Here is a 26,721-nt window from a genome sequence, read left to right on the forward strand (position 1 = left end):
TTTGCAAAATCGACCGCTTGTATCACAAATGAGGCAAATATGAGCAAAGAAATTAAAACGCAAGTCGTGGTACTTGGTGCAGGCCCAGCAGGTTATTCAGCTGCATTTCGCTGTGCCGACTTAGGTTTAGAAACCGTTATTGTTGAACGCTATTCAACCTTAGGTGGCGTATGTTTAAACGTAGGTTGTATTCCATCTAAAGCGTTATTACACGTCGCAAAAGTGATTGAAGAAGCAAAACACGCAGTACATAACGGTGTCACTTTCGGCGAACCCACTATTGATTTAGACCAAGTTCGTGCAGGTAAAGAGAGCGTAGTTTCAAAATTAACGGGCGGTTTAGCCGGTATGGCGAAAGCACGTAAAGTAACGGTGGTAGAAGGTTTAGCTGCATTTACTGGACCAAACACCTTAGTTGCTCGTGATCGTGACGGCAACCCAACCACGGTAACCTTTGATAATGCAATTATTGCAGCGGGTTCTCGCCCAATTCAATTACCATTCATTCCACACGAAGATCCACGTGTTTGGGATTCAACAGATGCACTTAAATTAAAAGAAGTGCCTAAGAAACTGTTAATTATGGGTGGTGGTATTATCGGTTTAGAAATGGGAACGGTTTACAATGCGTTAGGTTCGGAAGTGGAAGTGGTGGAAATGTTCGACCAAGTGATTCCAGCGGCAGACAAAGATATTGTGGCAATTTACACCAAGCAAATCGAGAAAAAATTCAAGTTAATGCTTGAAACTAAAGTGACCGCAGTTGAAGCAAAAGATGACGGTATTTATGTTTCAATGGAAGGCAAAGCGTGCAACGACACCAAACGTTATGATGCCGTATTAGTAGCAATTGGTCGTGTACCAAACGGCAAATTAATTGATGCAGGTAAAGCAGGCGTTCACGTTGATGAGCGTGGCTTCATTCCTGTCGATAAACAACTTCGCACTAACGTGCCACACATCTTTGCAATCGGCGACATCGTGGGTCAGCCAATGTTAGCACACAAAGGGGTTCACGAAGGTCACGTTGCGGCAGAAGTCATTGCAGGACAAAAACACTACTTCGATCCGAAAGTAATTCCATCTATTGCTTACACTGAGCCAGAAGTCGCTTGGGTAGGTAAAACCGAAAAAGAGTGCAAGCAAGAAGGCTTAAATTACGAAGTCGCGAAATTCCCTTGGGCAGCTTCAGGTCGAGCAATTGCCTCTGAATGTTCAGAAGGGATGACGAAGCTGATTTTTGACAAAGACACTCATCGCCTATTAGGCGGTGCGATTGTAGGTAGCAACGGTGGCGAATTATTAGGCGAAATCGGTCTTGCAATTGAAATGGGTTGTGATGCAGAAGATATTGCATTAACCATTCACGCACATCCAACTTTACACGAATCGGTAGGTTTAGCGGCAGAAGTATTTGAAGGCTCTATTACAGACTTACCAAATGCGAAAGCGAAAAAACGCTAATTGATAAGCTCTAGCAAGCGGTTGTTTTTTGTCAATTTTTTGCAAAAATCAACCGCTTGTTTGTTTTTAGATCTAAAATGGTGTGTGGTGAGTTTTTTTTCAGCACTTGATAAGTGTGTGTCAAATTTGTCATTGACATAAAACGATAAATCCGTAAAATGCAACTCGTTCTTTCACAGAATATTCAAATGCGGGAATAGCTCAGTTGGTAGAGCACGACCTTGCCAAGGTCGGGGTCGCGAGTTCGAGCCTCGTTTCCCGCTCCAATTTTCAAATCTTACGGCGTGTTAGCAAAGCGGTTATGCACTGGATTGCAAATCCATGTAGCTCGGTTCGACTCCGGGACACGCCTCCATCTTATTATCTAATAAACTATAAGTAACCCTGATAAACCCCAAAAATCTAGCATTTCAGTACTTTTGTGTAAAATTTAACTCCGAATAATTTGGGCAAAATCCGAATCTATCCAATTTTTTTAGTGGGTGTTTTGGAGGTGCTTTAATATGGCTAAAGTAATTAAGGCATTTCATAATTCAGGAAAAGCTCTCTAAAATGAGTTATAAAAAGACAACTGATTGATTTTAAAAGGATTAAATGGCACGCCCTAAAGGATTCGAACCTTTGACCCACGCCTTAGAAGGGCGTTGCTCTATCCAGCTGAGCTAAGGGCGCAATGAGAAAAAGAAGTGGTCGGCGAGATAGGATTTGAACCTACGACCCACTGGTCCCAAACCAGTTGCGCTACCAAGCTGCGCTACTCGCCGAAAAATGATGTAGTGATTATAAATTTCTTTACTCAACAGTCAATCTTTTTTTGTTAAAGTGTGATTAAATGATTGAAGTTTATCCGCTGTTAGTAAAATTAACTTATCAAAATAGGATTTTTTTGAGAAAATAGCAAACGTTTTCGCTAATTAATGTTTCGGGAGAGAAAAATGGCTGCACAGATTATATCGGGGAGTGAGATTGCCTCAAAAATAAAAAAAGATATTAGTGAGAAAATTACTCAATATATTGAACAAGGCAAGCGTAAGCCTGGGCTTGCGGTTATTTTAGTTGGGGCTGATCCTGCTTCTCAAGTTTATGTTGGAAGTAAACGTAAAAGTTGTGCAGAAATTGGCATTGAATCTAAATCTTATGATTTGCCTGTAGAAACAACCGAAGCGGAGCTGCTTTCGCTCATTGATAAGCTTAATCAAGATGATAGTATTGATGGTATTTTAGTGCAATTACCTTTACCAAAACAAATTGATTCAACTAAAGTGATAGAAGCAATTGCACCGCATAAAGATGTGGATGGATTTCACCCTTATAATGTAGGGCGTTTAGCTCAACGTATTCCACTTTTGCGTTCTTGTACTCCTTATGGTGTAATGAAATTACTTGAAGCAACGGGTGTGGATTTATATGGTCAGCACGCTGTGATTGTGGGGGCTTCTAATATTGTGGGGCGGCCAATGGCATTAGAATTGCTACTTGCAGGCTGTACCGTTACTGTAACCCATCGTTTTACAAAAGACTTAAAAAGCCATATACATCAAGCGGATATTCTAGTGGTGGCAGTTGGAAAGCCTGAGTTTATCCCTGGAGATTGGATTAAAGAAGGTGCGATAGTGATTGATGTTGGGATTAATCGTAGTGAAGGGGGCAAGCTAAAAGGTGATGTGGAATATTCTGTTGCCTCAAAAAAAGCGTCATTTATTACGCCTGTACCAGGTGGCGTTGGACCAATGACTGTAGCAATGTTAATGCAAAATACCTTGCAGGCTTACGAAAATCATTTACAAGCGGTCTAAAAAGTCAGATTTTTTGCAAATCCCCAGTCTATTTCTTAGATTGGGGATTTTCTTTTCTAGGATTTTGAGCCAGAAAAGACTAAAATAGCCCACCTTTTTATAGCGAATTATAGCGAACAGATTTTTATATGAAATTTATTATTAAATTTTTCCCTGAAATTATGATTAAAAGCGACTCAGTGCGTAGACGATTTATCAAAATTTTAACCTCAAATATCCGCAATGTCTTGTTAAAAGAAACCAAAAATATATCTGTTGTTCGTCATTGTGATTTTATTAAAGTGCGAGCAAAAGTCGAGGAAGAGGGGGCATTAGTGCTGGATTTGCTCAAGCGTACCCCTGGTATTCATCATATTTTGGAGGTTGAAGAAACGCCATTTACTGATATGCACGATATTTTTGAGCAAACCTATGCTGCGGTAAAAGATGAACTTGAAGATAAATCTTTTAGTGTGCGGGTTCGCCGTAAAGGCAAGCACGATTTCAGCTCACTGGATGTTGAACGTTATGTGGGTGGAGGGCTAAACCAACGGATTGAAAGTGCTAGAGTGAAATTAAAAAATCCTGATGTGACGGTTAGAATTGATATTGAACAAGACAAAATGTTGTTGATTAAAGCACGTTATGAGGGATTGGGTGGCTATCCTATTGGCACGCAAGAAGATGTTCTGTCTCTTATATCGGGTGGTTTTGATTCTGGTGTGTCAAGCTATATGCTGATTCGCCGTGGCTCTCGTGTACATTATTGCTTTTTCAATTTAGGTGGAGCAGCTCACGAACTTGGCGTTAAGCAGATGGCATATCATATTTGGAGCCGTTATAGCACTTCGCATAAAGTCCGTTTTGTGGCGATCAATTTTGAAAATGTAGTTGGCGAGATTTTAGAAAAGGTCGATAACGGACAAATGGGGGTGGTATTAAAACGTATGATGGTGCGTGCAGCAAGCAAAATTGCCGAGCGTTTTGGCATTCAAGCAATCGTAACAGGTGAGGCGTTAGGACAAGTTTCAAGCCAAACCTTAACCAATTTGCGTTTGATTGATAAGGCTTCTGACACTCTCGTTTTACGCCCGCTAATTACTCACGATAAAGAAAAAATTATTGCGATAGCAAAAGAGATTGGCACGGATGATATTGCTAAATCTATGCCAGAATTTTGCGGCGTGATTTCTAAAAATCCAACCGTAAAAGCGATTGAGAGTAAAATTGTGGAAGAAGAGGGGCGCTTTAATTTTGATGTGCTAGATCAAGCGATTAAAAATGCTGACTATTTGGATATTCGTGAAATCGCTCAGCAAGCAGAAAAAGAAGTTGTTTCGGTTGAAACAACAAGTGAATTATCAGAAAACGATATTATTTTAGATATTCGCAGCCCGGAGGAAGTAGATGAAAACCCTTTCCGATTACCGGGGGTTGAGGTAAAAGCATTACCATTTTATAAACTTTCTAGTCTGTTTAGTGAGTTAGATCAAGATAAAACTTACTTGCTGTATTGCCAGCGTGGAGTGATGAGTAAGTTGCAAGCGCTTTATTTAAAAGAGAGTGGTTATCGTAATGTGAAAGTATTTCAAGCGAAATAGGCATATTTGCAAACTTTTAAGCAAATTTAACCGCTTGTAAGAAAGGGCTAAATGAGTTTTCATTTAGCCCTGAATTTTATTTAAAAGGGAGCAGCATTAATGCTCATTTTTCTCTTTTAATTTAATTAATTGCCCTTCTAATTTTTTCTTTACATCGAAAATCGCATTATATAAATCTTCCTGCTCAGCTTTTGCAACCAAATCACCTAAAGGTGTGCCTATGGTTGCTTCTACTTGGAAGGTATTTGGTTGTTTAATCAGCATAAAATGCGGATTTATTAACTGGGTATGATATTTTTCTAACTTAGCTAAACGCTCCTCAATATGAGTACGGATTGCAGGGGTAATGTCCATTTGTTTGCTTGAAATATTGAGTGACATAACATTTTCCTCTTGTTTAGTTAAGGCTGTTGCCATTGATATCTGTAATCAAAATATGCGGTTCACCCTAAAAATTCAAGTTAAAAATAGAATAAGTTTTCAAAAATTTGATCTACTTAACACTTTTAACTGTTTTTGGCTATAATATCGCTAAATAGACAGCAGAGATTTGATAATGAACGATAAAAAAAAATTACCTCCGTTTCAAAAAGCGTTTTTACATCCTAAATATTGGGGATTATGGCTGGGATTAGGGATTTTCAAATTAATTCTCTGTTTACCCTACCCGATTTTAGTCAAAATTGGCTTGGGCCTTGGGAATTTGTTTACTCAGTTAGATTTTGGAAAACGCCGTATGCAAATTGCCCGCCGCAATTTGGAACTCTGTTTTCCACATTATTCAGCTGAGCAAATTACAGCGTTAGTTCAAGAAAATATGAAATCGGTAGGTATGGCGATTATTGAAACAGGTATGGCGTGGTTCTGGTCTGATGAGCGTATTCTGAAATGGTCTAAAATTGAAGGGGAAGAATATTTAAAGCAGAGTACAAGAAATAACCAAGGCATATTGCTAGTAGGTGTACATTTTTTAACTTTAGAACTTGGTGCAAGAATTGTTGGCTTACATCATCAAGGTATTGGCATTTATCGGCCAAATGATAATCCCCTGTTAGATTGGATACAATTTCGAGGTAGAATTCGCTCTAATAAAGGGATGCTCGATCGCAAAGATGTTCGAGGTATGATTCGAGTATTAAAAAACGGCGGAATGATTTGGTACGCTCCAGATCACGATTATGGTAGAAGAAACAGCGTTTTTGTGCCTTTTTTTGCAGTAGATGAAGCTTGTACTACAGCAGGTAGCTATATGTTACTTCGCTCTGCACCTAATACTGTGGTTATTCCATTTAGTCCGATTCGCAATGCGGATTATTCAGGCTACACGATTAAAATTAGTCCTCCAGTTGATTTTAGTGAATGTCAAGATGAAGTAGAGACAGCCATATTGATGAATAAGGTTGTTGAGCGGGAGATTATGAATGTACCCACGCAATATATGTGGCTACATCGACGTTTTAAAACCCGACCAAATGAAGAGGATAAGAGCCTTTATGATTAAATTTCAAATAATTATAAAAAAGTGCTTGCATATTTAAACTGAATTTTGCAATCTAGCAAAGAATATTAAACATAATAAAAAACAGGAGATGATTATGGCAAACCCTTTATTTCACGGTAGTATCGTGGCTTTAGTAACTCCAATGACGCACGGTGAAGTGGATTATCAAGATCTAAAAAAATTAGTAGACTACCACGTTCAAGCAGGTTCTCACGGTATTGTCTCTGTCGGGACAACAGGTGAATCAACAACGTTAAGCATTGATGAAAATGTGAAAGTCATTCAGAAAACGGTTGAGTTTGCTGACGGGCGTATTCCTGTTATTGCAGGAACAGGCTCAAATGCAACCAGTGAAGCAATTACTATGACTAAATTATTAGCAAATAGTGGCGTATCAGGTTGTTTAAGTGTTGTACCTTATTATAATAAGCCAACTCAAGAAGGTATGTATTTACACTATAAAGCGATTGCAGAAAGTACTGAACTGCCACAAATTCTCTACAATGTACCAGGGCGTACAGGCAGTGATTTAAAACCTGAAACAATTGGTCGCTTAGCAAAAATTGAAAATATTGTTGCGGTAAAAGAAGCCACAGGTGATTTAAGTCGATTACCGCTAATTAAGCAATTAGCAGGAGATGATTTCATCTTCTTAAGTGGTGACGATGCAACTGGGTTTGAGTCAATGAAACAAGGCGGTCAAGGCGTTATTTCAGTAACAAATAATGTTGCTGCTGCAGATATGGCAAAAATGTGTGAGTTAGCCTTATCAGGTAAATTTGATGAAGCAGAAGAAATTAACAACCGTTTAATGGCATTACACAAAGATCTATTTGTAGAATCAAACCCGATCCCCGTGAAATGGGCTGCTTATAAATTAGGATTAATTAGCGAGCCAAATTTACGTTTACCTTTAACTACGTTATCTGAATCGGCACAGCCTGCGGTATTGAAAGCATTGCAACAAGCGGTCTTAATTTAATTATTTTTTGCAAGAGTGTAGGGGCGAAAGATTTTCGCCCCTTTTCATATCAATATTTTATCAACATTTAAAAAATAAAGGGCGAATATAATATTCGCCCTGAATTGGGTTGTTTGGCTTAATGACGGAAATGACGCATACCTGTAAGCACCATTGCCATATTGTGTTCGTTAGCCGCATCAATCACTTCCTGATCACGCATAGAACCACCTGGGTGGATTACACAAGTGATACCGACTTTTGCCGCTGCATCAATACCATCACGGAATGGGAAGAAGGCATCAGATGCCATTACACAGCCTGCAACTTGTAACCCTTCATCTTCTGCTTTAATGCCTGCAATTTTTGCTGAATAAACACGGCTCATTTGCCCTGCACCAATACCAATAGTTTGACCGTCTTTCGCATACACAATGGCATTTGATTTCACATATTTCGCTACTTTCCAGCAGAATAGCAAATCGTTCAATTCCGCTTCGGTTGGTTTGCGTTCAGAGACCACTTGTAAATCATCTAAAGAAACAGAGCCTTGATCGGCATCTTGCACTAGCAATCCACCGTTTACTCGTTTGAAATCTAAGCGTTTTGACGCAGTTGAAAACTCGCCACATTCAAGCAATCGTACATTTTTCTTGCTCGCTAATACGGCTTTGGCTTTTGCGGAAATGGTTGGTGCAATAATTACTTCAACAAATTGACGATCTGCGATAGCTTGTGCCGTTTCACCATCTAATTCACGATTAAACGCAATAATGCCACCGAACGCAGAGGTTGGGTCGGTTTGGTAAGCACGGTTGTAGGCTTCTAAAATATCTTTGCCTAACGCCACGCCACAAGGGTTGGTGTGTTTTACGATCACACAAGCAGGCTCTGCGAATTCCTTCACACACTCCAGTGCAGCATCAGTATCAGCAATGTTATTATAAGAAAGTGACTTGCCTTGTAATTGTTTGGCTGTTGAAACAGAAGCTTCTGTTAGCTCATTTTCCACGTAGAAAGCCGCATTTTGATGTGAGTTTTCGCCATAACGCATTGTTTGTTTACGCACGAAATTCAAGTTTAACGTACGAGGGAATTGACCGCTTGGTTGAGTTAAGTCTTCTTCCTCAGCACCTTGATAAGGCGGTACTTTTTGACCGAAGTAGTTCGCAATCATCGAATCGTACTGTGCAGTGTGCTCAAACGCTTTAATGGCAAGGTTGAAGCGAGTTTCAAGGGTTAAGCAGTTTTGATGTTGATCCATCTCGTCAAGAATGGCATCAAAATCGTTATTATTGACAATAATTGCTACATCTTGATGATTTTTCGCAGCAGAACGCACCATTGTTGGCCCACCAATATCAATATTTTCTACTGCATCTTCAAGGCGACAATTTGGGTTAGCCACGGTTTGGGCAAAAGGATAGAGATTCACCACCACCATATCAATACGCTCAATGCTGTGCTGATTCATCACCTCATCATCTGTGCCACGGCGGCCTAAAATTCCGCCATGAATTTTAGGGTGAAGCGTTTTTACTCGGCCGTCCATCATTTCAGGAAAACCTGTGTAGTCTGAGACTTCCGTTACAGGCAAACCCGCATCAGCTAATAATTTTGCTGTTCCCCCTGTTGAAAGTAATTTTACACCGCGAGCAGATAGCCCTCGAGCAAATTCGACAATGCCTTTTTTATCAGACACACTTAATAACGCCTGCTGAATCGCCATTTTTTAAATTCCTTAAAAATGAAGTTAAAAGTTGAAATAAAATGGGCTTCATTATAAAGCAAACGTTTGCCTTTTTCATCTGCAAGCGGGCGAATTTGCAAAGTTTTTTGCAAAAATAACCGCTTGCAGTCAGCCCCAAACAGCGTAGAATGCACAAAAAAACGGAGGAATTATGATTAAACACAATCTAGATAATGTTGAATTTGAATATGTTGCAGAAAATGGCGTAAAAGTGGGCAGTCTGCGTTATCGCTACATAAAAGAAAATGTGATTGATGCTTACACCACCAAAGTTGATGAAGCTTTTCAAGGCAAGGGAATAGCAGGCGAGTTATATAATGCGTTAATTGCGTTTGCCCAAGAAAACCAGTTAAAAATCAAGCCAAGTTGTAGTTATATTGACGTGAAAATGCAGCGGAGCCATCGAGAATTAATTGTTTGAAATGAGCCTTTATCGTCTTAACTGTTTAAATATAAGAGCATTTTGGTTTCGTGAAGTCGCATAAAAATATCATTTTGATGTTGGATGATAATCTAATGATTGTTTAGGTTTTTAGCGATCGAATATGAAAAATTTATAGTAAAAGGACAGTTGAAATTTTCGCTGAGAAAATGAATAATAGCCCTTTCAATTTTATTCGTAAACCGATTATTTTTAGTAAGGAAACAGACTGAATGAAACAAATTCCTATGACTGTACGTGGTGCAGAGCAACTGCGTGAAGAGTTGGATTTTCTAAAAAACGTACGCCGTCCGCAAATTATTGATGCCATTGCTGAAGCTCGTGAACACGGCGATTTAAAAGAGAATGCAGAATATCACGCCGCTCGTGAGCAACAAGGGTTTTGTGAAGGGCGTATTCAAGAAATTGAAGGTAAATTAGGTAATGCTCAAATCATTGATGTAACGAAAATGACCAATAATGGGAAAGTGGTTTTCGGCACAACAGTTCAATTAGTGAATGCGGATACTGATGAAGAAGTGACTTATCGTATTGTAGGCGATGATGAAGCTAATATTAAAGAGGGGTTAATTTCAGTGAATTCGCCAATTGCACGTGGTTTAATTGGTAAAGAAGTAGATGATTCTGTAAGTATTAGCACGCCTGGTGGTCAAGTTGAATTTGATATTGTGGGTGTGGAATATATCTAATTTTCCCCAAAGTTAAAAGCCATTTGAGTCTGTTGCTCAAATGGCTTTTTGCTTTTAAACGATTTCACTCGGTACGAAGAAATAGGCAATTTCACGTTTTGCGGATGCTTCCGAGTCTGAGCCGTGAACAGAGTTTTCACGGTAGCTTAATGCAAATTTATCACGGATTGTGCCTTTTTCACGTTTTGCAGGATCCGTGGCTCCCATCAAATCACGGTAATGTTGTACGGCATTTTCACCTTCTAATACAGATACAACAATAGGTGCTGAGGTCATAAATGTTACTAAAGGCTCAAAAAAATCTTTGCCTTTATGTTCAGCATAAAAACCTTCTGCTTGTTCACGAGTAAGGTGTAGGCGTTTAATTGCTTTTATCGTCAACCCATTTGATTCTAAATGTGAGAGAATGTTGCCAATTAAATTACGGCGTGTTGCATCAGGCTTAATGATAGAAAGTGTTTGTTGAATCATACATATTCCCTTATTTCACTTGCATACCTGGGCGAATACCTTCATCACCAGACAGTAAGAATAAATCTGCACCACCTGTACCTGCGGATAAAATCATTCCTTCAGATACACCGAATTTCATTTTACGTGGAGCCAGATTTGCCACCATAATCACAAAGCGACCATTTAATTCTTCTGGATTATTATAAGCAGCTTTAATGCCTGAGAATACTTGGCGTTGGTGATCGCCTAAATCTAATTGAAATTTCAATAATTTATTGGATTCTGGCACCGCCTCACAACGTATGACTTTTGCAACACGCAAGTCGAGCTTCGCAAAATCATCAATCGTGATTTCAGGGGCAATTTGCTCAATTGCAGAATTTTCTTGATTTTCCACCGCTTGTTTTCCTTTTTTGTTCTCTGCTGCTTGGTTTTCGGCAAATAATGCTTTTGTTTCATCAATAACGGCATCAATTTGTTTTTTCTCAAGGCGTGAAAACAACGATTTAAATGGTGCAACGGTATGGTCTAATAATGGTGTTGCGATATTGTCCCAACCTAATTTGACTAGTAAGAAAGCCTCGGCACGTTCGGCTAGTTTTGGTAATACAGGTTTTAAATAGCTGATTAATACACGGAATAGCTCAATGCCCATTGAGCAAACTGCTTGTAACTCTGCCTCTTTGCCCTCTTCTTTAGCCAGTACCCAAGGTGCTTTATCATCAATGTATTTATTGGCTTTGTCGGTTAATTCCATAATGGTACGAACCGCTTTGTTAAATTCACGATTTTCATAGAAATTTGCAATGGTTTCCGCTTGAGCGGTAAATTCATTGAATAAGGTTTCGTCTTCTAATTTTTCAGCCAATTTGCCATCAAAACGTTTAGTAATAAATCCTGCATTACGAGAGGCAAGGTTTACTAATTTATTAACAATATCGCTATTTACACGTTGTACAAAATCTTCAAGATTGAAGTCTAAATCTTCAATGCGATCGTTTAACTTAGCAGCGTAGTAATAGCGTAAACATTCAGGGTCGATATGTTTTAAATAAGTGCTAGCTTGAATAAATGTGCCACGAGATTTTGACATTTTTGCCCCATCTACGGTTACATAGCCGTGTGCGAACACGTTTGTTGGTTTGCGATAGCCACTTCCTTCAAGCATAGCAGGCCAAAATAAGCTGTGGAAGTAAACAATATCTTTACCAATGAAATGATAAAGCTCAGCAGTAGAATCTTTTTTCCAGAAGGCATCAAAATCAATGCCTTTACGATCGCACAGGTTTTTAAATGACGCCATATAACCGATAGGTGCGTCTAACCAAACGTAGAAGAACTTGTTTTCCGCATCTGGAATTTCAAAACCAAAGTACGGAGCATCACGGCTGATATCCCATTGTTGTAACCCGCTTTCAAACCATTCTTGCATTTTATTGGCAATTTCTGACTGAAGCGAGCCAGAACGAGTCCACGCTTTTAACATACCTTCAAAACTGGGTAGGTCAAAGAAAAAATGTTCAGACTCTTTTACAACAGGCGTTGCTCCAGAAACGGCTGAACGTGGATTAATCAAATCCATCGGGCTATAAGTTGAAGCACACACTTCACAGTTGTCGCCATACTGATCTTCCGCTTTACATTTTGGGCAAGTGCCTTTGACGAAACGATCTGGCAAGAACATATTTTTTTCAGGGTCGAATAGCTGTGAAATCACTTTGCTTTTAATAAAACCATTTGCTTTTAAGGTTTTATAGATTTCAGTGGTAATTTGGCGGTTTTCTTCGCTATGGGTAGAGTGGTAGTTATCAAAACTAATATTAAAACCAGCGAAATCGGCTTCGTGATCAGCTTTCGCTTTTGTAATTAATTGTTCAGGCGTAATGCCTAATTTATCGGCGTTGAGCATAATGGGCGTGCCGTGTGCGTCATCTGCACAGACAAAGTGGACTTCATTGCCACGCATACGTTGAAAACGCACCCAAATATCCGCTTGAATATGCTCAAGCATATGACCTAAATGAATTGCACCGTTTGCATAAGGCAACGCACAAGTAACAAGCATTTTTCGTTTTTGGTTAGACATTCTATTTCTCGTTAAAATGAGGGAAAAATTGGGCATTATTCTAGCTGAAAATAGCGTGTTTTTCCAGTTGGCGTGAATTTATTAGGGCTTTATAAAAACAAGCGGTAGAATAATCGTAAAAATTTACCAATTTTAAGGAAGCTTATGAGAAAGGCGAATTTATATCGTTACCAGTTGCCCATTCAAACAGGCGTGGTATTACGAAAAAAAAAGCTACACGAACGTGCTGGGTTAGTCGTTTTTTTGCAAGAGCAAGAACAAGTTGGCTGGGGTGAAATTGCACCTTTACCTACTTTTAGTGAAGAGAGCTTATCACAAGCTGAAAGCCAAGCTAAAAATTGGTTAAAAGCCTGGCAAAATGGCGAGGAGAATTCGCTTGATGCACTTTTTCCCTCGGTTGCTTTTGGGCTAAGTTGTGCGTTGGCGGAATTGAGTGGCGAATTAGGCAAGCAGGGCAATTATCAATCCGCAACCTTGTGCTATGGCGATTTAACAAAATTTACGCCAATAAATAGCGTCGGCAAATTAAAAATTGGCGTAATGCCTGAAAAAGAAGGCGAACAGGCGAATTGGCTGCTCTCCACTTTCCCTACTTTACAGTTTAGGCTCGATGCCAATCGCCAATGGAGCTTACCACAAGCGGTCAAATTTGCCGAAAAAATTGCAAGTGCCAACAAACCGCGCATTCAATTTATCGAAGAGCCGTGCCATTCGCCTGAGCTTTCCCGTCAATTTGCCCAGCAAACAGGCATAGTGATTGCGTGGGACGAAACCGTTCGAGAGCCGAATTTTGTAGTAAAAAAAGAGCAAAATCTGACCGCTATTATCATCAAACCCACGCTAACAGGCTCGTTGCCAAAATGTGTAAAACTGATTGAGCAAGCCCATTCGTTAGGATTAAAGGCGGTTATTAGCTCAAGCCTTGAGAGCAGTTTAGGCTTAACACAATTAGCTCGCATTGCTTACCAATATACGCCAAACAGCCTTCCAGGATTGGATACGCTCAATTTAATGCAACATCAATTATTGCGAGCGTGGCAAGGTTCTAGCTTGCCTTTGGTTGAATTAGAGAGCGAATTTGTGCGTGAAGTAGTGCTATAATGTCCAATCTACAAGCGGTCAGAAAAATCAAGAAATTTACTCATCAAGAGAAACTATGCGTTTAGATAAATTTATTGCAGAAAATACAGGTTTAACTCGCTCACAAGCAGCGAAAGCACTCAAAAGTGGCATCGTTACCGTAAATGGCAACATTGAAAAAAGCGGTGCGGCAAAAATCAGCCAAGAAGATGACATTTATTACGAAGATCAGAAACTAGAGTGGGTGGAGGCTTGGCAGTATTTTATGCTCAATAAACCACAAGGCTATATTTGCTCGCACGATGATGGCGAATATCCAACCGTGTTCCAATTTTTCGATTATCCGCTAATGACCAAATTGCACACCGCAGGTAGGCTAGATGTTGATACGACAGGGCTTGTGCTATTAACCGATGACGGAAAATGGTCACACCGCATTACTTCGCCAAAACATCATTGTGAGAAAACCTATTTAGTTACCCTCGCCGATCCAGTGGAAGATTTTTATGCCGAAAAATTAGCCGAGGGCATTTTATTACGTGGCGAAAAAGAGCCAACTTTGCCGGCGAAACTTGAAATTTTAGACGATTACAATGTGAATTTAACCATTAGTGAAGGGCGTTATCATCAAGTCAAACGAATGTTCGCTGCACTTGGTAATAAAGTCGAAGCATTACACCGTTGGCGAATTGGCGATATTGTTTTAGATGATGATTTGGGAGAAGGCGAATTTCGTCCACTTACAATAGACGAGATAGAGCGATTTTAATGGAAAGTAAAAAACCAAGTGTGAGTTTTTTTCTCATTTTAGGAATGATGGGAATGCTACCGCCGCTAGCGATTGATATGTACTTGCCCTCATTTTTAGACATAGCCAAAGATTTAGCCATTTCGCAAGAAAAAGTGCAAATCACTTTGGCGGTATATGCATTCGGTTTTGGTTTTGGTCAGCTCTTTTGGGGGCCTATAGCAGACAGTTTTGGTCGAAAGATGATTATTCTAATTGGGCTAATCGGCTCGTCGATTGCCGCTTATTGTCTTACCCAAGTGGAAAATATCAACATTTTCTATTTGCTAAGGTTGATTCAAGGCTTATGTGCTGCTGCGCCTGCGGTGGTGCTTGGCGCATTGGTGCGAGACTTATTTGAGAAAAATCTATTTGCCCGTTTAATGTCTATCATTATGATTATTTCTATGCTCGCGCCGTTACTTGCGCCGATTATAGGTGGTTATATGGCGAAATATTTCCATTGGCATTCAATTTTTTATGTATTGATGACAATGGGATTGCTTTGTGTGGTATTAATCAGTTGGAAAATCCCTGAAACGCTACCAAAAGAAAAACGTTTACCGTTGAGTTTTGGTAAAAGTCTGAAAAACTTCTCTGAACTTTTATTGCATAAATCCACTTTGGGTTATGTGCTGATTGGTGGTTTAACCTTTGCGGGTATTTTTTGTTTTCTTACATCAGGCTCAATTGTTTATATTGGTATTTATGGCATTTCTCAGGAATATTTTGGCTATTTCTTTGGTTTGAATATGGTCGTGATGGTAATAATGACTACTATCAACACCAAAATGGTGGTCAAAGTCGGCTCGGAAAGAATGTTGCAAATTGCCTTAGCATTACAAGTATTAAGTGGTATTTGGCTTGCTTTGACGGCGATATTTGAGCTGGGTTTCTGGGCAATGGCATTAGGCGTGCCATTTTATATCGGAATGCTTTCCACTATTGGCAGCAATGCCTCAGCTGCGATTTTAGACCGTTACCCCCAAATGGCAGGCACAGCAAATGGTGTTGCCGGCACGGCTCGTTTTGGTATTGCTTCGTTGGTGGGGGCAGGGTTATCGCATATCACAATTATCAGTGCAGCCCCGATGCTTTATACAATGGCGTTGTGTACGATTACCGCAGGGGCGGTTTATTATTTTCTTTGTTATAAAAGTCTCTAATTATCTTTTAAAAACAACGAAATGGATTCTAAATGCCCTGTGTGGGGGAACATATCAATCATCGCCACTTTTTCTAAGCGGTAGCCACATTGCAGCAGTTTTTCTGCATCTCGCACGAGTGTGGCAGGGTTGCAAGATACATAAACAATTCGCTCGGGGTTGAGGGCGACAAGGTGATCTAAGCAGAACAATGCCCCGTTGCGAGCCGGGTCGAGCAGGACTTTATTAAAAGACTCTTTCGCCCAGGGTTTATCAGCAAAGGGTTCATCTAGGTTGGTTTGGTAAAATTCTACGTTTTTTAGACCGCTTGCAATTGCATTCGCACGAGCTTGTTCCACCATCGGCTCAACGCCTTCCACGCCAACAACCGATTTTACACGTTGGGCGATTGGAAGCGTAAAATTGCCCATTCCACAAAATAGATCTAACACACGATCATCATCGGAAAGCTCAAGCCATTCGAGGGCTTTCTCCACCATTTTTGTATTCAGCTCGGTATTGACTTGAATAAAATCTCGAACCGAAAAATGCAATTTTAAGCCTTGAATTTCATAATAAGGCAATTCGCCATAAAGATGGTCAATGTGATTTTCTTGATACATCAAAAAAGCAGAAAGGGCATTCTGTTTGGCAAACTGAAGAAAAATGTCACGATCTTGTGCCGATAATTGCCCTAAATGGCGTAAAAATAGGGCGGTAGTGTTATCTGCTTGCACCAATTCAATATGTCCGAGTTTTTTCTTGTTTTGCCAGCCTGCTACAAGGCATTGCAGTTTAGGTAAGAGATTGGAAAGCGGCTCAACCAATACTTCGCAATGTGCAAGCGGTATGATTTGATGAGAATTTTGCAAGCGAAAACCCATTACGGTTTTTCCATTTTGAATAGCAATACTGAGCTTTGTGCGGCGGCGATAGCCTTTATCCTTACCTACAATCATCGGCTGAAAATGAATCTTGTTGACTTGCAATTTCTGCAAGCGTTGAACCAAAGCGTTTTGTTTAGCCTCTCGTTGCAAATTAAGGGAAATATGCTGCATTTGGCAGCCTCCGCATTTGTTATAAAGCTCACAGCTTGGCGTTCTACGATCTGCCGATTTTTTGAAAAATTTCACCGCTTGCCCTCGCCCATACTGGCGTTTTTCCTCCAGCACTTTAAATTCGACTTGCTCGCCAGGTAAGGTATTTTCAATAAACCACGTTTTGCCATTAATTTTAGCAATGCCTAAGCCTTGATAGTCTAAAGCTTGAATTTGTGCAGTTTGGTAAGCGGTCGTTTTCTGTGATTTTTTTGCAGATTTATCGGAATAAAAAATAGCCATTGTTTTGATGCGAATTGTTGTGATATAAAGAGTGAAAATAACGGTATTATATAAGAAAAGTAGGTCGTGGAAAACGGAGGCAGTATGATTTCAGACGTTTGGACAGAACGTTATTTGGCAGACCAAAAGCGAGAGCAGGATCACCGCTCGCCTTTTCAGCGAGATAGAGCAAGATTGTTGCATTCTGAAGCATTTCGTTGTTTACAGGCGAAAACGCAAATTCACGCAGTGGGCGAGGACGATTTTTATCGTACTCGTTTGACTCACTCTCTTGAGGTGGCTCAGATAGGCAGTAGTTTGCGTGAGAAATTATTAGATGATAAAGCAGGCTTTCAAGCGGTTTGTTCTGATCAAAAATTTGCAAAAAATGAAGAAAATTTAACCGCTTTATTGCCTTCTCGTAGCTTGATTGAATCACTCTGCTTTGCTCACGATCTCGGGCATCCACCTTTCGGGCACGGCGGCGAGATGGCATTAAATTACAAAATGCGTGAATTGGGTGGTTTTGAAGGGAATGCACAATCTTTCCGCATTATGACTCAACTTGAGCCTTACACCGAAAATGCAGGTATGAATTTGACTCGCCGAACATTGCTTGGCGTGATGAAATATCCATCATTGTTATCCAAAAGCTCTCCTGTTGAACTTGTAGAAATAGAAGAAGCTCGTCATATCAATTTGCATTATTTTCCACAAAGCAAAGGGATTTTTGATGATGACAAACATTTTTTTGATTGGGTATTAGCCCCACTCAATGAAAAAGACCGATGCCAATTTTGTTCAGTGGAACAAAATGAAGATCCCAAAAAACCAAATAAAACCCGCTATAAATCGTTGGATTGCAGTATTATGGAGCTGGCAGATGATATTGCCTATGGTGTTCACGATTTAGAAGATGCGATAGTAGGCGGAATGGTGACGCTACAATCTTGGCAATATGCTGAAAAATTATTATCTGAATGTAGTTCGGATTGGATAAAAGAACGCTTGCCCGATATAAGCCAAAAATTATTTTCGCAGCACCGTTATGAACGTAAAGATGCAATAGGGGCTTTAGTCAATCACTTTATTACCAACGTGCGTTGGAAAGAACTCCCTGAATTTGATGAGCCGTTGCTACGTTACAACGCCTACTTGCCTGATAATGTGGATTGCGTGCTGAAAATTTTGAAAGATTTTGTGTATCAGTATGTGATTTGTGATGTGAAAACCCAGCGAGTTGAGCGAAAGGGGCAGCGTATTTTAATGGAGCTTTTTGATATTTTAAGTAGTGATCCAATACGATTATTACCGAACAATGTGCGTGAGCGTTGGCAACAGAGTACAGAAGAAAATAAACGAGCGAGAGTGATTTGCGATTACTTAGCTAGTATGTCAGATAGGCAGGCATTTAAACTTTTTAAAAGTTTTTTATAAATTAAATGAACTAAGTAAAAGGTGCTCTGTCACAATATTAAGTTGATAAATAATTCAACTTTTAACACAAGGGAATAGGAGATTCTTATGAAAAAAGTAAGTAAAGCATTATTAGTTCTAACCACTTTCGCTTCTGCAACTGCATTTGCTCAAGCTGTCGCTGTTCCTGAAGAAATTTATCAGCCACAGGGTGAGCTGATTAAATCAGAGCTTCAAGGTAAGAACGAATTTGAAGTGGAATATCACGTTAAAGGGACAGATGTGCGTGGTTTAGCAGAAAAAGCAATTGAACATGCTAAAAGCAAAGGCTTTGATTTAGTTAAATCAGAAATCAAAGATAAAGATGCAGATTTAAAATTTAAGCGTAATAAACAAGAATTAGATGTTGATATTGAATTAGAAGGCAAAGATCACATTGAATATAAAGCAGAATTAGATTTAGACAATAAATAATTTGTAGGATCTAATTTAAAAAAAGACCGCTTGTGTGTTTTAACCGCACAAGCGGTCTTTTTGTTAAGCTTTTTTGCAAAAATATTAAAGCAGACTAAGGAGAGAATTTGTTAAAATGTGACTTTATAAAAAGAATGAACTAATTTTTAGAGGAAAGTATGTTTTTAGTCGGTCAGCGTTGGCTAAGTGAATCGGAAAATAATTTAGGTTTAGGGATTGTGAAAGCGGTGGATCATCGCACGGTGACTATTCACTTTCCCGCAGCAGAAGAAGAGCGATTATATGCGATTTCAGCCGCACCTTTAGCTCGTGTACGATTTCAAGCAGGCGATAGAATTAGCAGCCTTGACGGTTGGCAGCTTGATGTCACAGAGGTTGTTGAAAATCAAGGCGTTGCTATTTATTTAGGAAAACGGCTAGATAATAACGAAGATGTTGTTTTGCCCGAGATGTTGCTCGATCACAAAATTAGCTTTAGCAAACCGCAAGATAAGCTTTTCTCAGCACAAATTGATCGCAGTGATCGTTTCGCGTTACGTTTTCGAGCGTTAGAACACCAACAGGCACAATATCAATCTCCGTTAAGAGGCTTACGAGGTGTTCGTGCAAGTCTTATCCCTCATCAATTACATATTGCTAAAGAAGTGGGGCAGCGTTTATCGCCCCGTGTTTTGCTTGCGGATGAAGTGGGTTTAGGAAAAACAATTGAAGCGGGAATGATATTACAGCAACAACTTTTTAGTGGCAGAGCTGAGCGTGTTTTAGTGCTGGTGCCAGAAAGTTTACAACATCAATGGTTAGTTGAAATGCTGCGTCGTTTTAATTTGAAATTCTCTTTATTTGATGAAGAACGCTGTGGAGATTTTGATCAGCAAGACGAAAACCACGATCACACAAACGAGAATCCATTTGAGAGTGAATCTTTAGTGATTACCTCACTGAACTGGTTAGAAACAGCCCCTCAACGAGCAAAGCAAGTGCTTGAGGCAAACTGGGATCTACTGATTGTTGATGAAGCACACCATCTGGAATGGTCGGAGGCACAAGCATCGGTAGGCTATCAATTTGTTGAGCAGTTGGCGAAACAAATTCCATCAGTACTCCTTTTAACTGCAACGCCTGAGCAGTTAGGACAAGAGAGCCATTTTGCCCGCTTAGCATTATTAGATTCAGATCGCTTTTATGATTACCATCGTTTTGTGGTGGAGCAAATGCAATATCAGCCCGTTGCGGATGCAGTTTCTACATTACTAAGCGATAAGCCTTTAACCAATGAGGAACAAAATACCATTGCGGAACTGTTAAGCGAGCAAGATACTGAGCCAATGTTTCGTGCGATCAATAGCAAAAAATCGGACGAAAATGACCGCTTGCAGGCACGACAAGAGCTAATTCGTGAGCTGATAGACAGACACGGCACTAGCCGAGTGCTATTTAGAAATACTCGTCAGGCGGTGAAAGGCTTCCCTCATCGTGAATACCATCAAATTAGTTTGGAAATGCCGAAGCAATACCAAAATGCTTTAAAAGTGATGGGAATGATGGGTAGCGTGAGCCAAACTGATTTACTTTATCCAGAGTATTTATTTCAGCGAATGAACCCAAATGCGAAGTGGACGGAATTTGATCCTCGCATTGAATGGCTGATAACTTTTTTGAAAAATCATCGAGAAGAAAAGGTGTTGGTGATTTGTAAACAAGCCGAGACCGCAATTGCTTTAGAGCAAGTGCTGCGTGAGCGTGAGGCGATTCGCTCTGCCGTTTTCCACGAAAAAATGTCGATTGTAGAGCGTGATAAAGCGGCTGCTTATTTTGCGCAACAAGAGGAAGGGGCACAAGTTCTGATTAGCTCAAGTATTGGTTCAGAAGGACGAAACTTCCAATTCGCTAAAGATTTAGTGTTGTTTAATTTACCAGATAGCCCTGATTTATTGGAGCAGAGCATTGGACGCTTAGACCGTATTGGGCAGAAAAATGATATCCAAATTTATGTGCCTTGTTTTAATTTATCGGCTCAACAGATGTTGGCACAATGGTATCATCAAGGTTTAAATGCCTTTGAAGAAACTTGCCCGATGGGAACCGCTATTTTCCGTGAGTTGAATGAAGCACTGCAACATTTCCTGAAAAATCCGCAACTTTTAGAACAATTTAACGACTTTTTGGCGAAAACCCGTAAACGCCAACAACAATTAAAAACAGAATTAGAAAAAGGGCGAGATAGATTATTAGAACTCAACTCTAATGGTGGAGAAGTTGCGGAGCAGCTCGCCAATGACATTATGAAGGAAGATAATAATCCTCATTTAGTGAATTTTGCTTTACAGTTATTTGATGTGATTGGTGTTGAGCAGGAAGATTTAGGCGAGCAGAGCATTGTGATTACGCCAACAGGGTATATGCTAGTGCCTGATTTTCCAGGTTTATCGGAAGAGGGAACAACAATTACCTTTGACCGTGAATTAGCTTTAATGCGTGAAGAGGTAGAATTTCTGACTTGGGATCACCCTATGATCCGAAATGGTATTGATTTAATTACCTCAGGCGATATTGGAAAATCAGCTATTTCATTGCTGATGAATAATAAATTACCCGCAGGCACCTTGCTGCTTGAGGCAATTTATATTGTGGAAACTCAAGCACCAAAAGGTTTGAATTTAGCTCGTTTCTTGCCACCCACACCCATTCGGATTTTAGTGGATAATAAAGGCAACAATATTGCCCCACAAGTGCCGTTTGCAGGACTTGAGCGTCAGTTAAAGCCTGTAAATAAACAGATGGCAAATAAAATTGCGAAAATGGCTCGAGCAGATATTGAAAAATTGATTAAAGCGAGCGAAAAAGCGGTGATTCCTCAAGTTAAAACGGTGATTGAAACGGCTAAATTTGAAGCAAATTACAAATTAAAAGCAGAATTACACCGCTTGGAATCGCTTAAAATGGTGAATAAAAACATTCGATCTGATGAAGTTGAGGCATTAGAGCAGCAATTAAATGACACATTAGTACAAATAGCACTGGCGAATTACCGCTTGGATTGCTTGCGTGTGATTGTAAGTAATAAAGAGTAAAAAAATGGCGTTAATTGAATACAACCCACCGCTAGAGCCTTTTTTAGATGAGGTTTATCGGGATAATTACATTTTAGTGATTAATAAACCAAGTGGTTTGCTTTCTGTGCCAGGTAGCCAACCTGAATATTATGACAGTGCGATGACCCGAGTGCAGAAAAAATATGGCTTTACCGAACCAGCTCATCGCCTTGATATGGCGACAAGCGGTATTCTTTTATTCGCCCTGAGCAAAACAGCGGAAAAAGAGCTAAAACGCCAATTTCGTGAACGTGAGCCGAAAAAGCACTATATTGCGTTACTTTGGGGAAAATTAGGTGAGAAAGTTGGCGATATAGGGGAAATGAGTTTTCCGCTGATTTGTGATTGGGAAAATCGCCCTCGTCAGAAAATTTGTTATGAACGGGGAAAGAAAGCAATTACGCATTACGAAGTGTTGGCTCATAATCAAAATAATACCACGAGAGTGAAACTCACGCCCATTACAGGTCGTTCGCACCAGTTAAGAGTACACAGTCTCGCATTAGGGCATCCGATTATTGGCGATAAATTTTATGCCAATCCGCTGGCGAAAAGTTTATCGCCTCGTTTATGTTTACACGCAGAATCATTAACTATTACTCACCCTATTACAGGGGAGCAAATGACCTTTACTGCTAAGCCTGAATTTTAAACTATTTCAAGAGGCTTCTGTAATATGCCCAATCAAAATATTGCCCTGGATCGATTTTTCGCCCCGGGGCAATATGACTATGCCCTGTTATTCTTTCATCCGTAATTTGTGGATAGCTTTGTTGAATAGCTTGCGTGAGTTTAGCTAAAGATTGATATTGTGCATTGGTAAATGGCTGATTATTACTGCCCTCAAGCTCAATGCCAATCGCATATTCATTACATTTATCTCGCCCCTCAAAACAAGAAACGCCTGCGTGCCACGCCATATCATTGAAATTGACATATTGAGTAATTTCGCCTTTGCGATTAATCAGGCAGTGGGCAGAAACACGTAGATCTTTAATCTCTTCAAAATAAGGGTGTAGAGTAGGATCCAGTTTTCCCTGAAAAAAGAGATCGATAAAATTACCCCCAAACTGTTCGGGTGGAAGGCTGATATAGTGAATGACTAACAGTGAAATGTCGTTTTCGTTGGGGCGAGGGCTAAAATAAGGCGAGGGTACTTGTTTTTGATGAACTAAACAGCCGTTCTGAATTTTCAATTTTTGCATAGTTTAAATAGGGTAAATACGGTAAAATTACGTCTAACTATATTTTACAAGAAAAGAGAAAATTATGCTCAGTTATCGCCACAGTTTCCACGCTGGCAACCACGCAGATGTGTTAAAACATATCGTTCAACTTTTGATTTTACGTTCATTAAAAGAGAAGGAAAAAGGCTTTTTATACATTGATACTCACTCAGGCGTTGGGCGTTACAGTTTGCTGAGTTTTGAATCAGAAAAAACAGGTGAATATTTAGAGGGCGTTGCACGCTTATGGGAGCGTGATGATTTACCTGAAGACGTGGCTATCTACATTGATGCTCTGAAAAAAATTAACCGTAGCGGAAAACTCAAATATTACGCGGGTTCACCACTTTTAGCGGTGCAACAGTTACGTGAACAAGACAGCGCAATTTTAACAGAACTCCACCCAAATGATTTCCCGCTATTACGTCAAGAATTTGCGAAAGTGAAAAATGTGCAAACTAAGCGTGAGAATGGTTTCCAGCAATTAAAATCTGCATTACCTCCAAAAGAACGTAGAGGCTTTGTGCTTATTGACCCACCATACGAACTAAAAGAAGATTATGAATTGGTAGTAAAAGCGATTGAAGAAGGTTACAAACGTTTTGCTACGGGCGTATATGCGATTTGGTATCCTGTTGTGCTTCGCCAACATACTAAACGCATTGTGCGTGGTTTAATTGATACAGGCATTCGTAAGATTCTGCAAATTGAATTAGCCGTTCGCCCCGATAGCGACCAGCGAGGTATGACCGCCAGTGGAATGATTGTGATCAACCCACCTTGGCAACTGGAAGCTCAGATGAAAAAAATTCTCCCGTACTTAACTAAAGTGCTTGTACCAGAAGGAACCGGCTCTTGGACAGTAGAATGGATTACACCTGAATAAGCAATTTGCAAAATATTGAGAAAAAATGACCGCTTGTAGAGAAGGAAAGCAAAATGCAACCATACAAACACGACTTTATTGAATTTGCCTTAAGCCGTAATGTGCTGAAGTTTGGTGAATTTGCTCTGAAATCAGGCAGAATAAGCCCCTATTTTTTTAACGCTGGCTTATTTAATACTGGGCGAGATTTAGCCAAATTAGGCGAATATTATGCTCAAGCAATCCAGGCCTCAGAAATTGAGTATGATGTGCTATTTGGACCCGCTTATAAAGGCATTCCAATTGCCACCACCGTTGCGGTAGCTCTTGCTAACAAGTTTGACGTGGATAAACCTTGCTGTTTTAATCGCAAAGAAACCAAAGAGCACGGCGAAGGCGGTAATTTAATCGGCTCATCGTTAAAGGGCAATATTTTATTAGTTGATGATGTGATTACCGCTGGCACAGCAATTCGTGAATCAATGGAAATTATCAATGCTAATCACGCAGAGTTAGCTGGCGTATTCATTGCCTTAAACCGTAAAGAAAAAGGCAAAGGTGAGCTTTCAGCAATCCAAGAGGTTGAGCGTGATTATGGTTGCCAAGTTTTCTCCATTGTGGATTTTGATGATTTAATCGCATTTATCGAAACATCGGAACAATACGTGCCTTATTTATCCAAAATGAGAGAATATCGTAAAAAATATGGTGTGTAAAAACACACACCATTAACCACGTTTTTGACAAAATTGAAAATAAGTTACTTGATTCGTTCAAACCCTTGTGTTAAATCGGCAATTAAATCTTCTACCGCCTCTAATCCAACGTGAATGCGAATTAATGTGCCAGTGAGGTTGCGGCTAATATTAGGACGAATGCTTGCAATCTCTTCTGGCTGGTTGGCAAGAATCAGCGATTCAAAACCACCCCAAGAGTATGCCATAGAAAATAATTCAAAATGTTCTAAGAAATTCGCTAATTTTTCTTGCGTGAGTTTTTCGTAAAGTTCAAAAGAAAATAGACCGCTTGCACCTAAAAAATCACGTTTGAAAAACGCATTACCTGGGCAGCTAGCAAGAGCAGGGTGATAAACGGCTTTTACTTCAGGGCGTTGTGCCAGCCAGTTTGCGATTTTAATACTGCTTTTTTCGTGCTGTGTTAGGCGAAGACTTAAAGTGCGTAAACCACGAGCAGTAGTATAGGCAGAGTCGGCATCAACCATTTGTCCCATTAGATAAGAGCCTTCACGTAATCTGTCCCAGCAGCGTTGGTTAGAAACAGCGGTACCAATCATTACATCAGAATGTCCGACTAAGTATTTTGTGCCAGCTTGAATGGAAATATCAATGCCATATTGCAGAGCTGGAAATAGCACGCCAGCAGACCAGGTGTTATCTATCATAATCACGATGTTAGGATTCACTTCACGTGCTACTCTTACCAATGTTGGAATATCGGGTACTTCCATTGTAAGTGAGCTTGGCGACTCTAAAAAAAGCACTTTAGTATTAGGTTGAAGAAGTGCTTTCAGACTTTCTCCAATCATCGGATCGTAATACGTAGTTGAAACGCCCATACGTTTTAATACGACATTACAGAAATCTTGCGTTGGCTCATAAGCGGCACCTGTCATTAAAACGTGATCGCCTTGTTCCACAAACGCTAAAATAGCATTTGTTACCGCTGCCGCTCCGCAGGGGTAGAGATAACACCCCGCACCGCCTTCTAATTCACACATCGCTTCTTGTAGTGAAAAATGGGTAAGTGTGCCACGTCGTCCATAAAATAAAGCACCTTTATAGCGATTTTGGGTGGCGTGTTTTTTTTCTTCTAATGTTTCAAAAACTAAGGATGAGGCACGCTGAATAACCGAATTAACAGCACCTTGTGTGTAACGTTTTTGGCGGCCTGTATGAACAAGTTTAGTGGATAGATTTTTATAGTTAGACATTCTTTTCTCCTAATAAATAAACAAGCGGTAAGATTTTACAAATTTTTTGCAAAATCTTACCGCTTGCAATCCGCCTTAACGGAAAATAAAACTATTTTTTTGTCGGTTGTGTTTAAATTGACTCATTAAAGTAATCACCGCAAAAACGAGGTAAACCGCAAACATAAAAATAAGCCATTGTGCCATTGAAAAACCAAACATTTCCCATTGGTTTTCGCTACAATTCACCGAACCAGGTGAAAAGAACTCAGGTAACCATTTATCAAGGGGTAAGGTTTGTGGAAAATCTACCTTAAACTCGCATTGATTCCAAGGTGATGGATTAATCTGATAATCTTGATGCTTAAGTGATAACATTAGACCTTTAAACGCACTGATAAGCCATATCAGAATTGCTAGCCAGCGAAGAATTGCATAGCGATTGCCAAAAAGACCTAAAATACTTGCAAATAAAATACCCAATAAAGCTATTCGCTCATAAATACACATTACACAAGGCACTAAACCCATTACGTGTTGAAAGTATAGAGCGACACCTTCTAGCATAATACAGCTTAATACCAGAAAAAACCACGCACCACGAGAGAGTGACAGATTTTTAAAATAATGGAGCATAATGATTCCTTATATTTATGAAGTTTTTT

At 39.8% G+C, this 26,721-nt stretch carries 24 protein-coding genes and 4 tRNA genes; 18 read left to right on the forward strand and 10 right to left on the reverse strand.

Annotation, left to right across the window (positions count from 1 at the left end; all coding sequences use genetic code 11):
- Positions 1-39: 39 nt before the first annotated feature.
- The 3 genes from lpdA to GM698_RS08185 all read left to right on the forward strand — a co-directional run bounded on the left by lpdA (position 40) and on the right by GM698_RS08185 (position 1,819).
- The gene (gene lpdA / locus GM698_RS08175; protein ID WP_176808817.1) at positions 40-1,464 is read left to right on the forward strand and encodes a dihydrolipoyl dehydrogenase; all 1,425 of its coding nucleotides are present in this window, start codon (positions 40-42) and stop codon (positions 1,462-1,464) included.
- A gap of 190 nt (positions 1,465-1,654) precedes the next feature.
- A tRNA-Gly gene (locus GM698_RS08180) sits at positions 1,655-1,730 on the forward strand.
- 15 nt (positions 1,731-1,745) lie between these two features.
- Positions 1,746-1,819 (forward strand) — tRNA-Cys (locus tag GM698_RS08185).
- Positions 1,820-2,059: 240 nt separating this feature from the next.
- Here GM698_RS08185 and GM698_RS08190 read toward each other — a convergent pair.
- Both GM698_RS08190 and GM698_RS08195 read right to left on the reverse strand, forming a co-directional pair.
- A tRNA-Arg gene (locus tag GM698_RS08190) sits at positions 2,060-2,136 on the reverse strand.
- 15 nt (positions 2,137-2,151) lie between these two features.
- Positions 2,152-2,228: transfer RNA gene (locus tag GM698_RS08195), tRNA-Pro, on the reverse strand.
- A gap of 171 nt (positions 2,229-2,399) precedes the next feature.
- Here GM698_RS08195 and folD point away from each other — a divergent pair.
- Positions 2,400-3,260 (forward strand): bifunctional methylenetetrahydrofolate dehydrogenase/methenyltetrahydrofolate cyclohydrolase FolD, encoded by an 861-nt coding sequence (folD, locus tag GM698_RS08200; protein ID WP_176810241.1) that lies wholly within the window; start codon positions 2,400-2,402, stop codon positions 3,258-3,260.
- Positions 3,261-3,388: 128 nt separating this feature from the next.
- Entirely contained in the window at positions 3,389-4,840 is a 1,452-nt protein-coding gene (gene thiI, locus GM698_RS08205; RefSeq protein WP_176808815.1) for a tRNA uracil 4-sulfurtransferase ThiI, read from the forward strand.
- Positions 4,841-4,936: 96 nt separating this feature from the next.
- On the opposite strand, the gene hpf is transcribed toward thiI, so the two are convergent.
- The gene (gene hpf / locus GM698_RS08210) at positions 4,937-5,221 is read right to left on the reverse strand and encodes a ribosome hibernation-promoting factor, HPF/YfiA family (RefSeq protein WP_176808814.1); all 285 of its coding nucleotides are present in this window, start codon (positions 5,219-5,221) and stop codon (positions 4,937-4,939) included.
- Positions 5,222-5,396: 175 nt separating this feature from the next.
- On the opposite strand from hpf, the gene GM698_RS08215 reads away from it, so the two are divergent.
- Positions 5,397-6,341 (forward strand): Kdo(2)-lipid IV(A) acyltransferase, encoded by a 945-nt coding sequence (locus GM698_RS08215; RefSeq protein ID WP_209289247.1) that lies wholly within the window; start codon positions 5,397-5,399, stop codon positions 6,339-6,341.
- An 88-nt stretch (positions 6,342-6,429) separates the two neighbouring features.
- Positions 6,430-7,323 carry a 4-hydroxy-tetrahydrodipicolinate synthase gene (dapA, locus tag GM698_RS08220; protein WP_371739889.1) on the forward strand — a complete coding sequence of 298 codons (894 nt, stop codon included), beginning with the start codon at positions 6,430-6,432 and terminating at the stop codon, positions 7,321-7,323.
- Between the two features lie 118 nt (positions 7,324-7,441).
- On the opposite strand, the gene purH is transcribed toward dapA, so the two are convergent.
- Entirely contained in the window at positions 7,442-9,031 is a 1,590-nt protein-coding gene (purH, locus tag GM698_RS08225) for a bifunctional phosphoribosylaminoimidazolecarboxamide formyltransferase/IMP cyclohydrolase (protein WP_209289248.1), read from the reverse strand.
- A 172-nt stretch (positions 9,032-9,203) separates the two neighbouring features.
- Between purH and GM698_RS08230 the strand changes: the two genes are divergently transcribed.
- Both GM698_RS08230 and greA read left to right on the forward strand, forming a co-directional pair.
- Positions 9,204-9,473 (forward strand): GNAT family N-acetyltransferase, encoded by a 270-nt coding sequence (locus GM698_RS08230; RefSeq protein WP_176808810.1) that lies wholly within the window; start codon positions 9,204-9,206, stop codon positions 9,471-9,473.
- Positions 9,474-9,706: 233 nt separating this feature from the next.
- On the forward strand, positions 9,707-10,183 hold the full coding sequence (gene greA, locus GM698_RS08235) for a transcription elongation factor GreA (protein WP_159630762.1): 477 nt from the start codon (positions 9,707-9,709) through the stop codon (positions 10,181-10,183).
- A gap of 54 nt (positions 10,184-10,237) precedes the next feature.
- On the opposite strand, the gene ndk is transcribed toward greA, so the two are convergent.
- Both ndk and metG read right to left on the reverse strand, forming a co-directional pair.
- Positions 10,238-10,654 carry a nucleoside-diphosphate kinase gene (gene ndk, locus GM698_RS08240; protein ID WP_176808809.1) on the reverse strand — a complete coding sequence of 139 codons (417 nt, stop codon included), beginning with the start codon at positions 10,652-10,654 and terminating at the stop codon, positions 10,238-10,240.
- 10 nt (positions 10,655-10,664) lie between these two features.
- Positions 10,665-12,722, reverse strand: coding sequence for a methionine--tRNA ligase (gene metG, locus GM698_RS08245; RefSeq protein ID WP_209289249.1), 2,058 nt, complete (start codon positions 12,720-12,722; stop codon positions 10,665-10,667).
- A gap of 144 nt (positions 12,723-12,866) precedes the next feature.
- Here metG and menC point away from each other — a divergent pair, with 144 nt between their 5' ends.
- From menC to GM698_RS08260, 3 genes are read left to right on the forward strand one after another with little or no spacing between them, the layout of a single operon-like run.
- Positions 12,867-13,823, forward strand: a complete 957-nt coding sequence (menC, locus tag GM698_RS08250; protein ID WP_209289250.1) for an o-succinylbenzoate synthase — start codon at positions 12,867-12,869, stop codon at positions 13,821-13,823.
- A 55-nt stretch (positions 13,824-13,878) separates the two neighbouring features.
- Positions 13,879-14,571, forward strand: a complete 693-nt coding sequence (gene rsuA / locus GM698_RS08255) for a 16S rRNA pseudouridine(516) synthase RsuA (protein WP_209289251.1) — start codon at positions 13,879-13,881, stop codon at positions 14,569-14,571.
- Entirely contained in the window at positions 14,571-15,755 is a 1,185-nt protein-coding gene (locus tag GM698_RS08260; RefSeq protein ID WP_209289252.1) for a Bcr/CflA family multidrug efflux MFS transporter, read from the forward strand. Before rsuA ends, GM698_RS08260 begins: the two co-directional genes overlap by 1 nt.
- Here the strand turns inward: GM698_RS08260 and rlmD are convergent.
- On the reverse strand, positions 15,752-17,074 hold the full coding sequence (rlmD, locus tag GM698_RS08265) for a 23S rRNA (uracil(1939)-C(5))-methyltransferase RlmD (protein WP_209289253.1): 1,323 nt from the start codon (positions 17,072-17,074) through the stop codon (positions 15,752-15,754). The genes GM698_RS08260 and rlmD overlap by 4 nt on opposite strands.
- An 84-nt stretch (positions 17,075-17,158) precedes the next feature.
- On the opposite strand from rlmD, the gene GM698_RS08270 reads away from it, so the two are divergent.
- From GM698_RS08270 to rluA, 4 genes are all read left to right on the forward strand, one after another.
- Positions 17,159-18,490: an anti-phage deoxyguanosine triphosphatase gene (locus GM698_RS08270; protein WP_209289254.1), complete on the forward strand. Its 1,332-nt coding sequence runs from the start codon at positions 17,159-17,161 to the stop codon at positions 18,488-18,490.
- 87 nt (positions 18,491-18,577) lie between these two features.
- Entirely contained in the window at positions 18,578-18,943 is a 366-nt protein-coding gene (locus tag GM698_RS08275; RefSeq protein ID WP_159630746.1) for a hypothetical protein, read from the forward strand.
- Between the two features lie 158 nt (positions 18,944-19,101).
- Positions 19,102-22,014, forward strand: coding sequence for an RNA polymerase-associated protein RapA (gene rapA, locus GM698_RS08280; protein ID WP_209289255.1), 2,913 nt, complete (start codon positions 19,102-19,104; stop codon positions 22,012-22,014).
- A gap of 4 nt (positions 22,015-22,018) precedes the next feature.
- A complete protein-coding gene (rluA, locus tag GM698_RS08285; protein WP_176808801.1) occupies positions 22,019-22,687 on the forward strand; it encodes a bifunctional tRNA pseudouridine(32) synthase/23S rRNA pseudouridine(746) synthase RluA in 669 nt (222 codons plus the stop codon).
- Position 22,688: 1 nt separating this feature from the next.
- Here rluA and ampD read toward each other — a convergent pair whose 3' ends face one another.
- On the reverse strand, positions 22,689-23,240 hold the full coding sequence (ampD, locus tag GM698_RS08290; protein ID WP_176808800.1) for a 1,6-anhydro-N-acetylmuramyl-L-alanine amidase AmpD: 552 nt from the start codon (positions 23,238-23,240) through the stop codon (positions 22,689-22,691).
- Positions 23,241-23,304: 64 nt separating this feature from the next.
- Between ampD and GM698_RS08295 the strand changes: the two genes are divergently transcribed.
- Together GM698_RS08295 and pyrE are read left to right on the forward strand one after the other, a co-directional pair.
- The gene (locus GM698_RS08295; RefSeq protein WP_159630738.1) at positions 23,305-24,147 is read left to right on the forward strand and encodes a 23S rRNA (adenine(2030)-N(6))-methyltransferase RlmJ; all 843 of its coding nucleotides are present in this window, start codon (positions 23,305-23,307) and stop codon (positions 24,145-24,147) included.
- Between the two features lie 53 nt (positions 24,148-24,200).
- The gene (gene pyrE, locus GM698_RS08300; RefSeq protein ID WP_209289256.1) at positions 24,201-24,842 is read left to right on the forward strand and encodes an orotate phosphoribosyltransferase; all 642 of its coding nucleotides are present in this window, start codon (positions 24,201-24,203) and stop codon (positions 24,840-24,842) included.
- Between the two features lie 44 nt (positions 24,843-24,886).
- On the opposite strand, the gene metC is transcribed toward pyrE, so the two are convergent.
- Positions 24,887-26,077, reverse strand: coding sequence for a cystathionine beta-lyase (gene metC, locus GM698_RS08305; RefSeq protein WP_209289257.1), 1,191 nt, complete (start codon positions 26,075-26,077; stop codon positions 24,887-24,889).
- 75 nt (positions 26,078-26,152) lie between these two features.
- Positions 26,153-26,692, reverse strand: coding sequence for a disulfide bond formation protein DsbB (gene dsbB, locus GM698_RS08310; RefSeq protein WP_176812722.1), 540 nt, complete (start codon positions 26,690-26,692; stop codon positions 26,153-26,155).
- Positions 26,693-26,721: the final 29 nt, after the last annotated feature.

It is taken from the genome of Mannheimia sp. ZY171111 (assembly GCF_017750945.1).
Taxonomy (GTDB): Bacteria; Pseudomonadota; Gammaproteobacteria; order Enterobacterales; family Pasteurellaceae; genus Mannheimia; species Mannheimia pernigra.

Excerpts from the sequence above, each read along its gene's own strand:
- hpf (WP_176808814.1), bottom strand. The coding sequence starts at position 5,221 with ATGTCACTCAATATTTCAAGCAAACAAATGGACATTACCCCTGCAATC.
- dsbB (WP_176812722.1), bottom strand. The coding sequence starts at position 26,692 with ATGCTCCATTATTTTAAAAATCTGTCACTCTCTCGTGGTGCGTGGTTT.
- folD (WP_176810241.1), top strand. The coding sequence starts at position 2,400 with ATGGCTGCACAGATTATATCGGGGAGTGAGATTGCCTCAAAAATAAAA.
- lpdA (WP_176808817.1), top strand. The coding sequence starts at position 40 with ATGAGCAAAGAAATTAAAACGCAAGTCGTGGTACTTGGTGCAGGCCCA.
- ampD (WP_176808800.1), bottom strand. The coding sequence starts at position 23,240 with ATGCAAAAATTGAAAATTCAGAACGGCTGTTTAGTTCATCAAAAACAA.
- GM698_RS08230 (WP_176808810.1), top strand. The coding sequence starts at position 9,204 with ATGATTAAACACAATCTAGATAATGTTGAATTTGAATATGTTGCAGAA.
- GM698_RS08215 (WP_209289247.1), top strand. The coding sequence starts at position 5,397 with ATGAACGATAAAAAAAAATTACCTCCGTTTCAAAAAGCGTTTTTACAT.
- ndk (WP_176808809.1), bottom strand. The coding sequence starts at position 10,654 with ATGATTCAACAAACACTTTCTATCATTAAGCCTGATGCAACACGCCGT.
- purH (WP_209289248.1), bottom strand. The coding sequence starts at position 9,031 with ATGGCGATTCAGCAGGCGTTATTAAGTGTGTCTGATAAAAAAGGCATT.
- thiI (WP_176808815.1), top strand. The coding sequence starts at position 3,389 with ATGAAATTTATTATTAAATTTTTCCCTGAAATTATGATTAAAAGCGAC.
- GM698_RS08260 (WP_209289252.1), top strand. The coding sequence starts at position 14,571 with ATGGAAAGTAAAAAACCAAGTGTGAGTTTTTTTCTCATTTTAGGAATG.
- rapA (WP_209289255.1), top strand. The coding sequence starts at position 19,102 with ATGTTTTTAGTCGGTCAGCGTTGGCTAAGTGAATCGGAAAATAATTTA.
- metG (WP_209289249.1), bottom strand. The coding sequence starts at position 12,722 with ATGTCTAACCAAAAACGAAAAATGCTTGTTACTTGTGCGTTGCCTTAT.
- pyrE (WP_209289256.1), top strand. The coding sequence starts at position 24,201 with ATGCAACCATACAAACACGACTTTATTGAATTTGCCTTAAGCCGTAAT.
- GM698_RS08275 (WP_159630746.1), top strand. The coding sequence starts at position 18,578 with ATGAAAAAAGTAAGTAAAGCATTATTAGTTCTAACCACTTTCGCTTCT.
- dapA (WP_371739889.1), top strand. The coding sequence starts at position 6,430 with ATGATTATGGCAAACCCTTTATTTCACGGTAGTATCGTGGCTTTAGTA.
- metC (WP_209289257.1), bottom strand. The coding sequence starts at position 26,077 with ATGTCTAACTATAAAAATCTATCCACTAAACTTGTTCATACAGGCCGC.
- GM698_RS08270 (WP_209289254.1), top strand. The coding sequence starts at position 17,159 with ATGATTTCAGACGTTTGGACAGAACGTTATTTGGCAGACCAAAAGCGA.
- GM698_RS08295 (WP_159630738.1), top strand. The coding sequence starts at position 23,305 with ATGCTCAGTTATCGCCACAGTTTCCACGCTGGCAACCACGCAGATGTG.
- greA (WP_159630762.1), top strand. The coding sequence starts at position 9,707 with ATGAAACAAATTCCTATGACTGTACGTGGTGCAGAGCAACTGCGTGAA.
- rluA (WP_176808801.1), top strand. The coding sequence starts at position 22,019 with ATGGCGTTAATTGAATACAACCCACCGCTAGAGCCTTTTTTAGATGAG.
- menC (WP_209289250.1), top strand. The coding sequence starts at position 12,867 with ATGAGAAAGGCGAATTTATATCGTTACCAGTTGCCCATTCAAACAGGC.
- rlmD (WP_209289253.1), bottom strand. The coding sequence starts at position 17,074 with ATGGCTATTTTTTATTCCGATAAATCTGCAAAAAAATCACAGAAAACG.
- rsuA (WP_209289251.1), top strand. The coding sequence starts at position 13,879 with ATGCGTTTAGATAAATTTATTGCAGAAAATACAGGTTTAACTCGCTCA.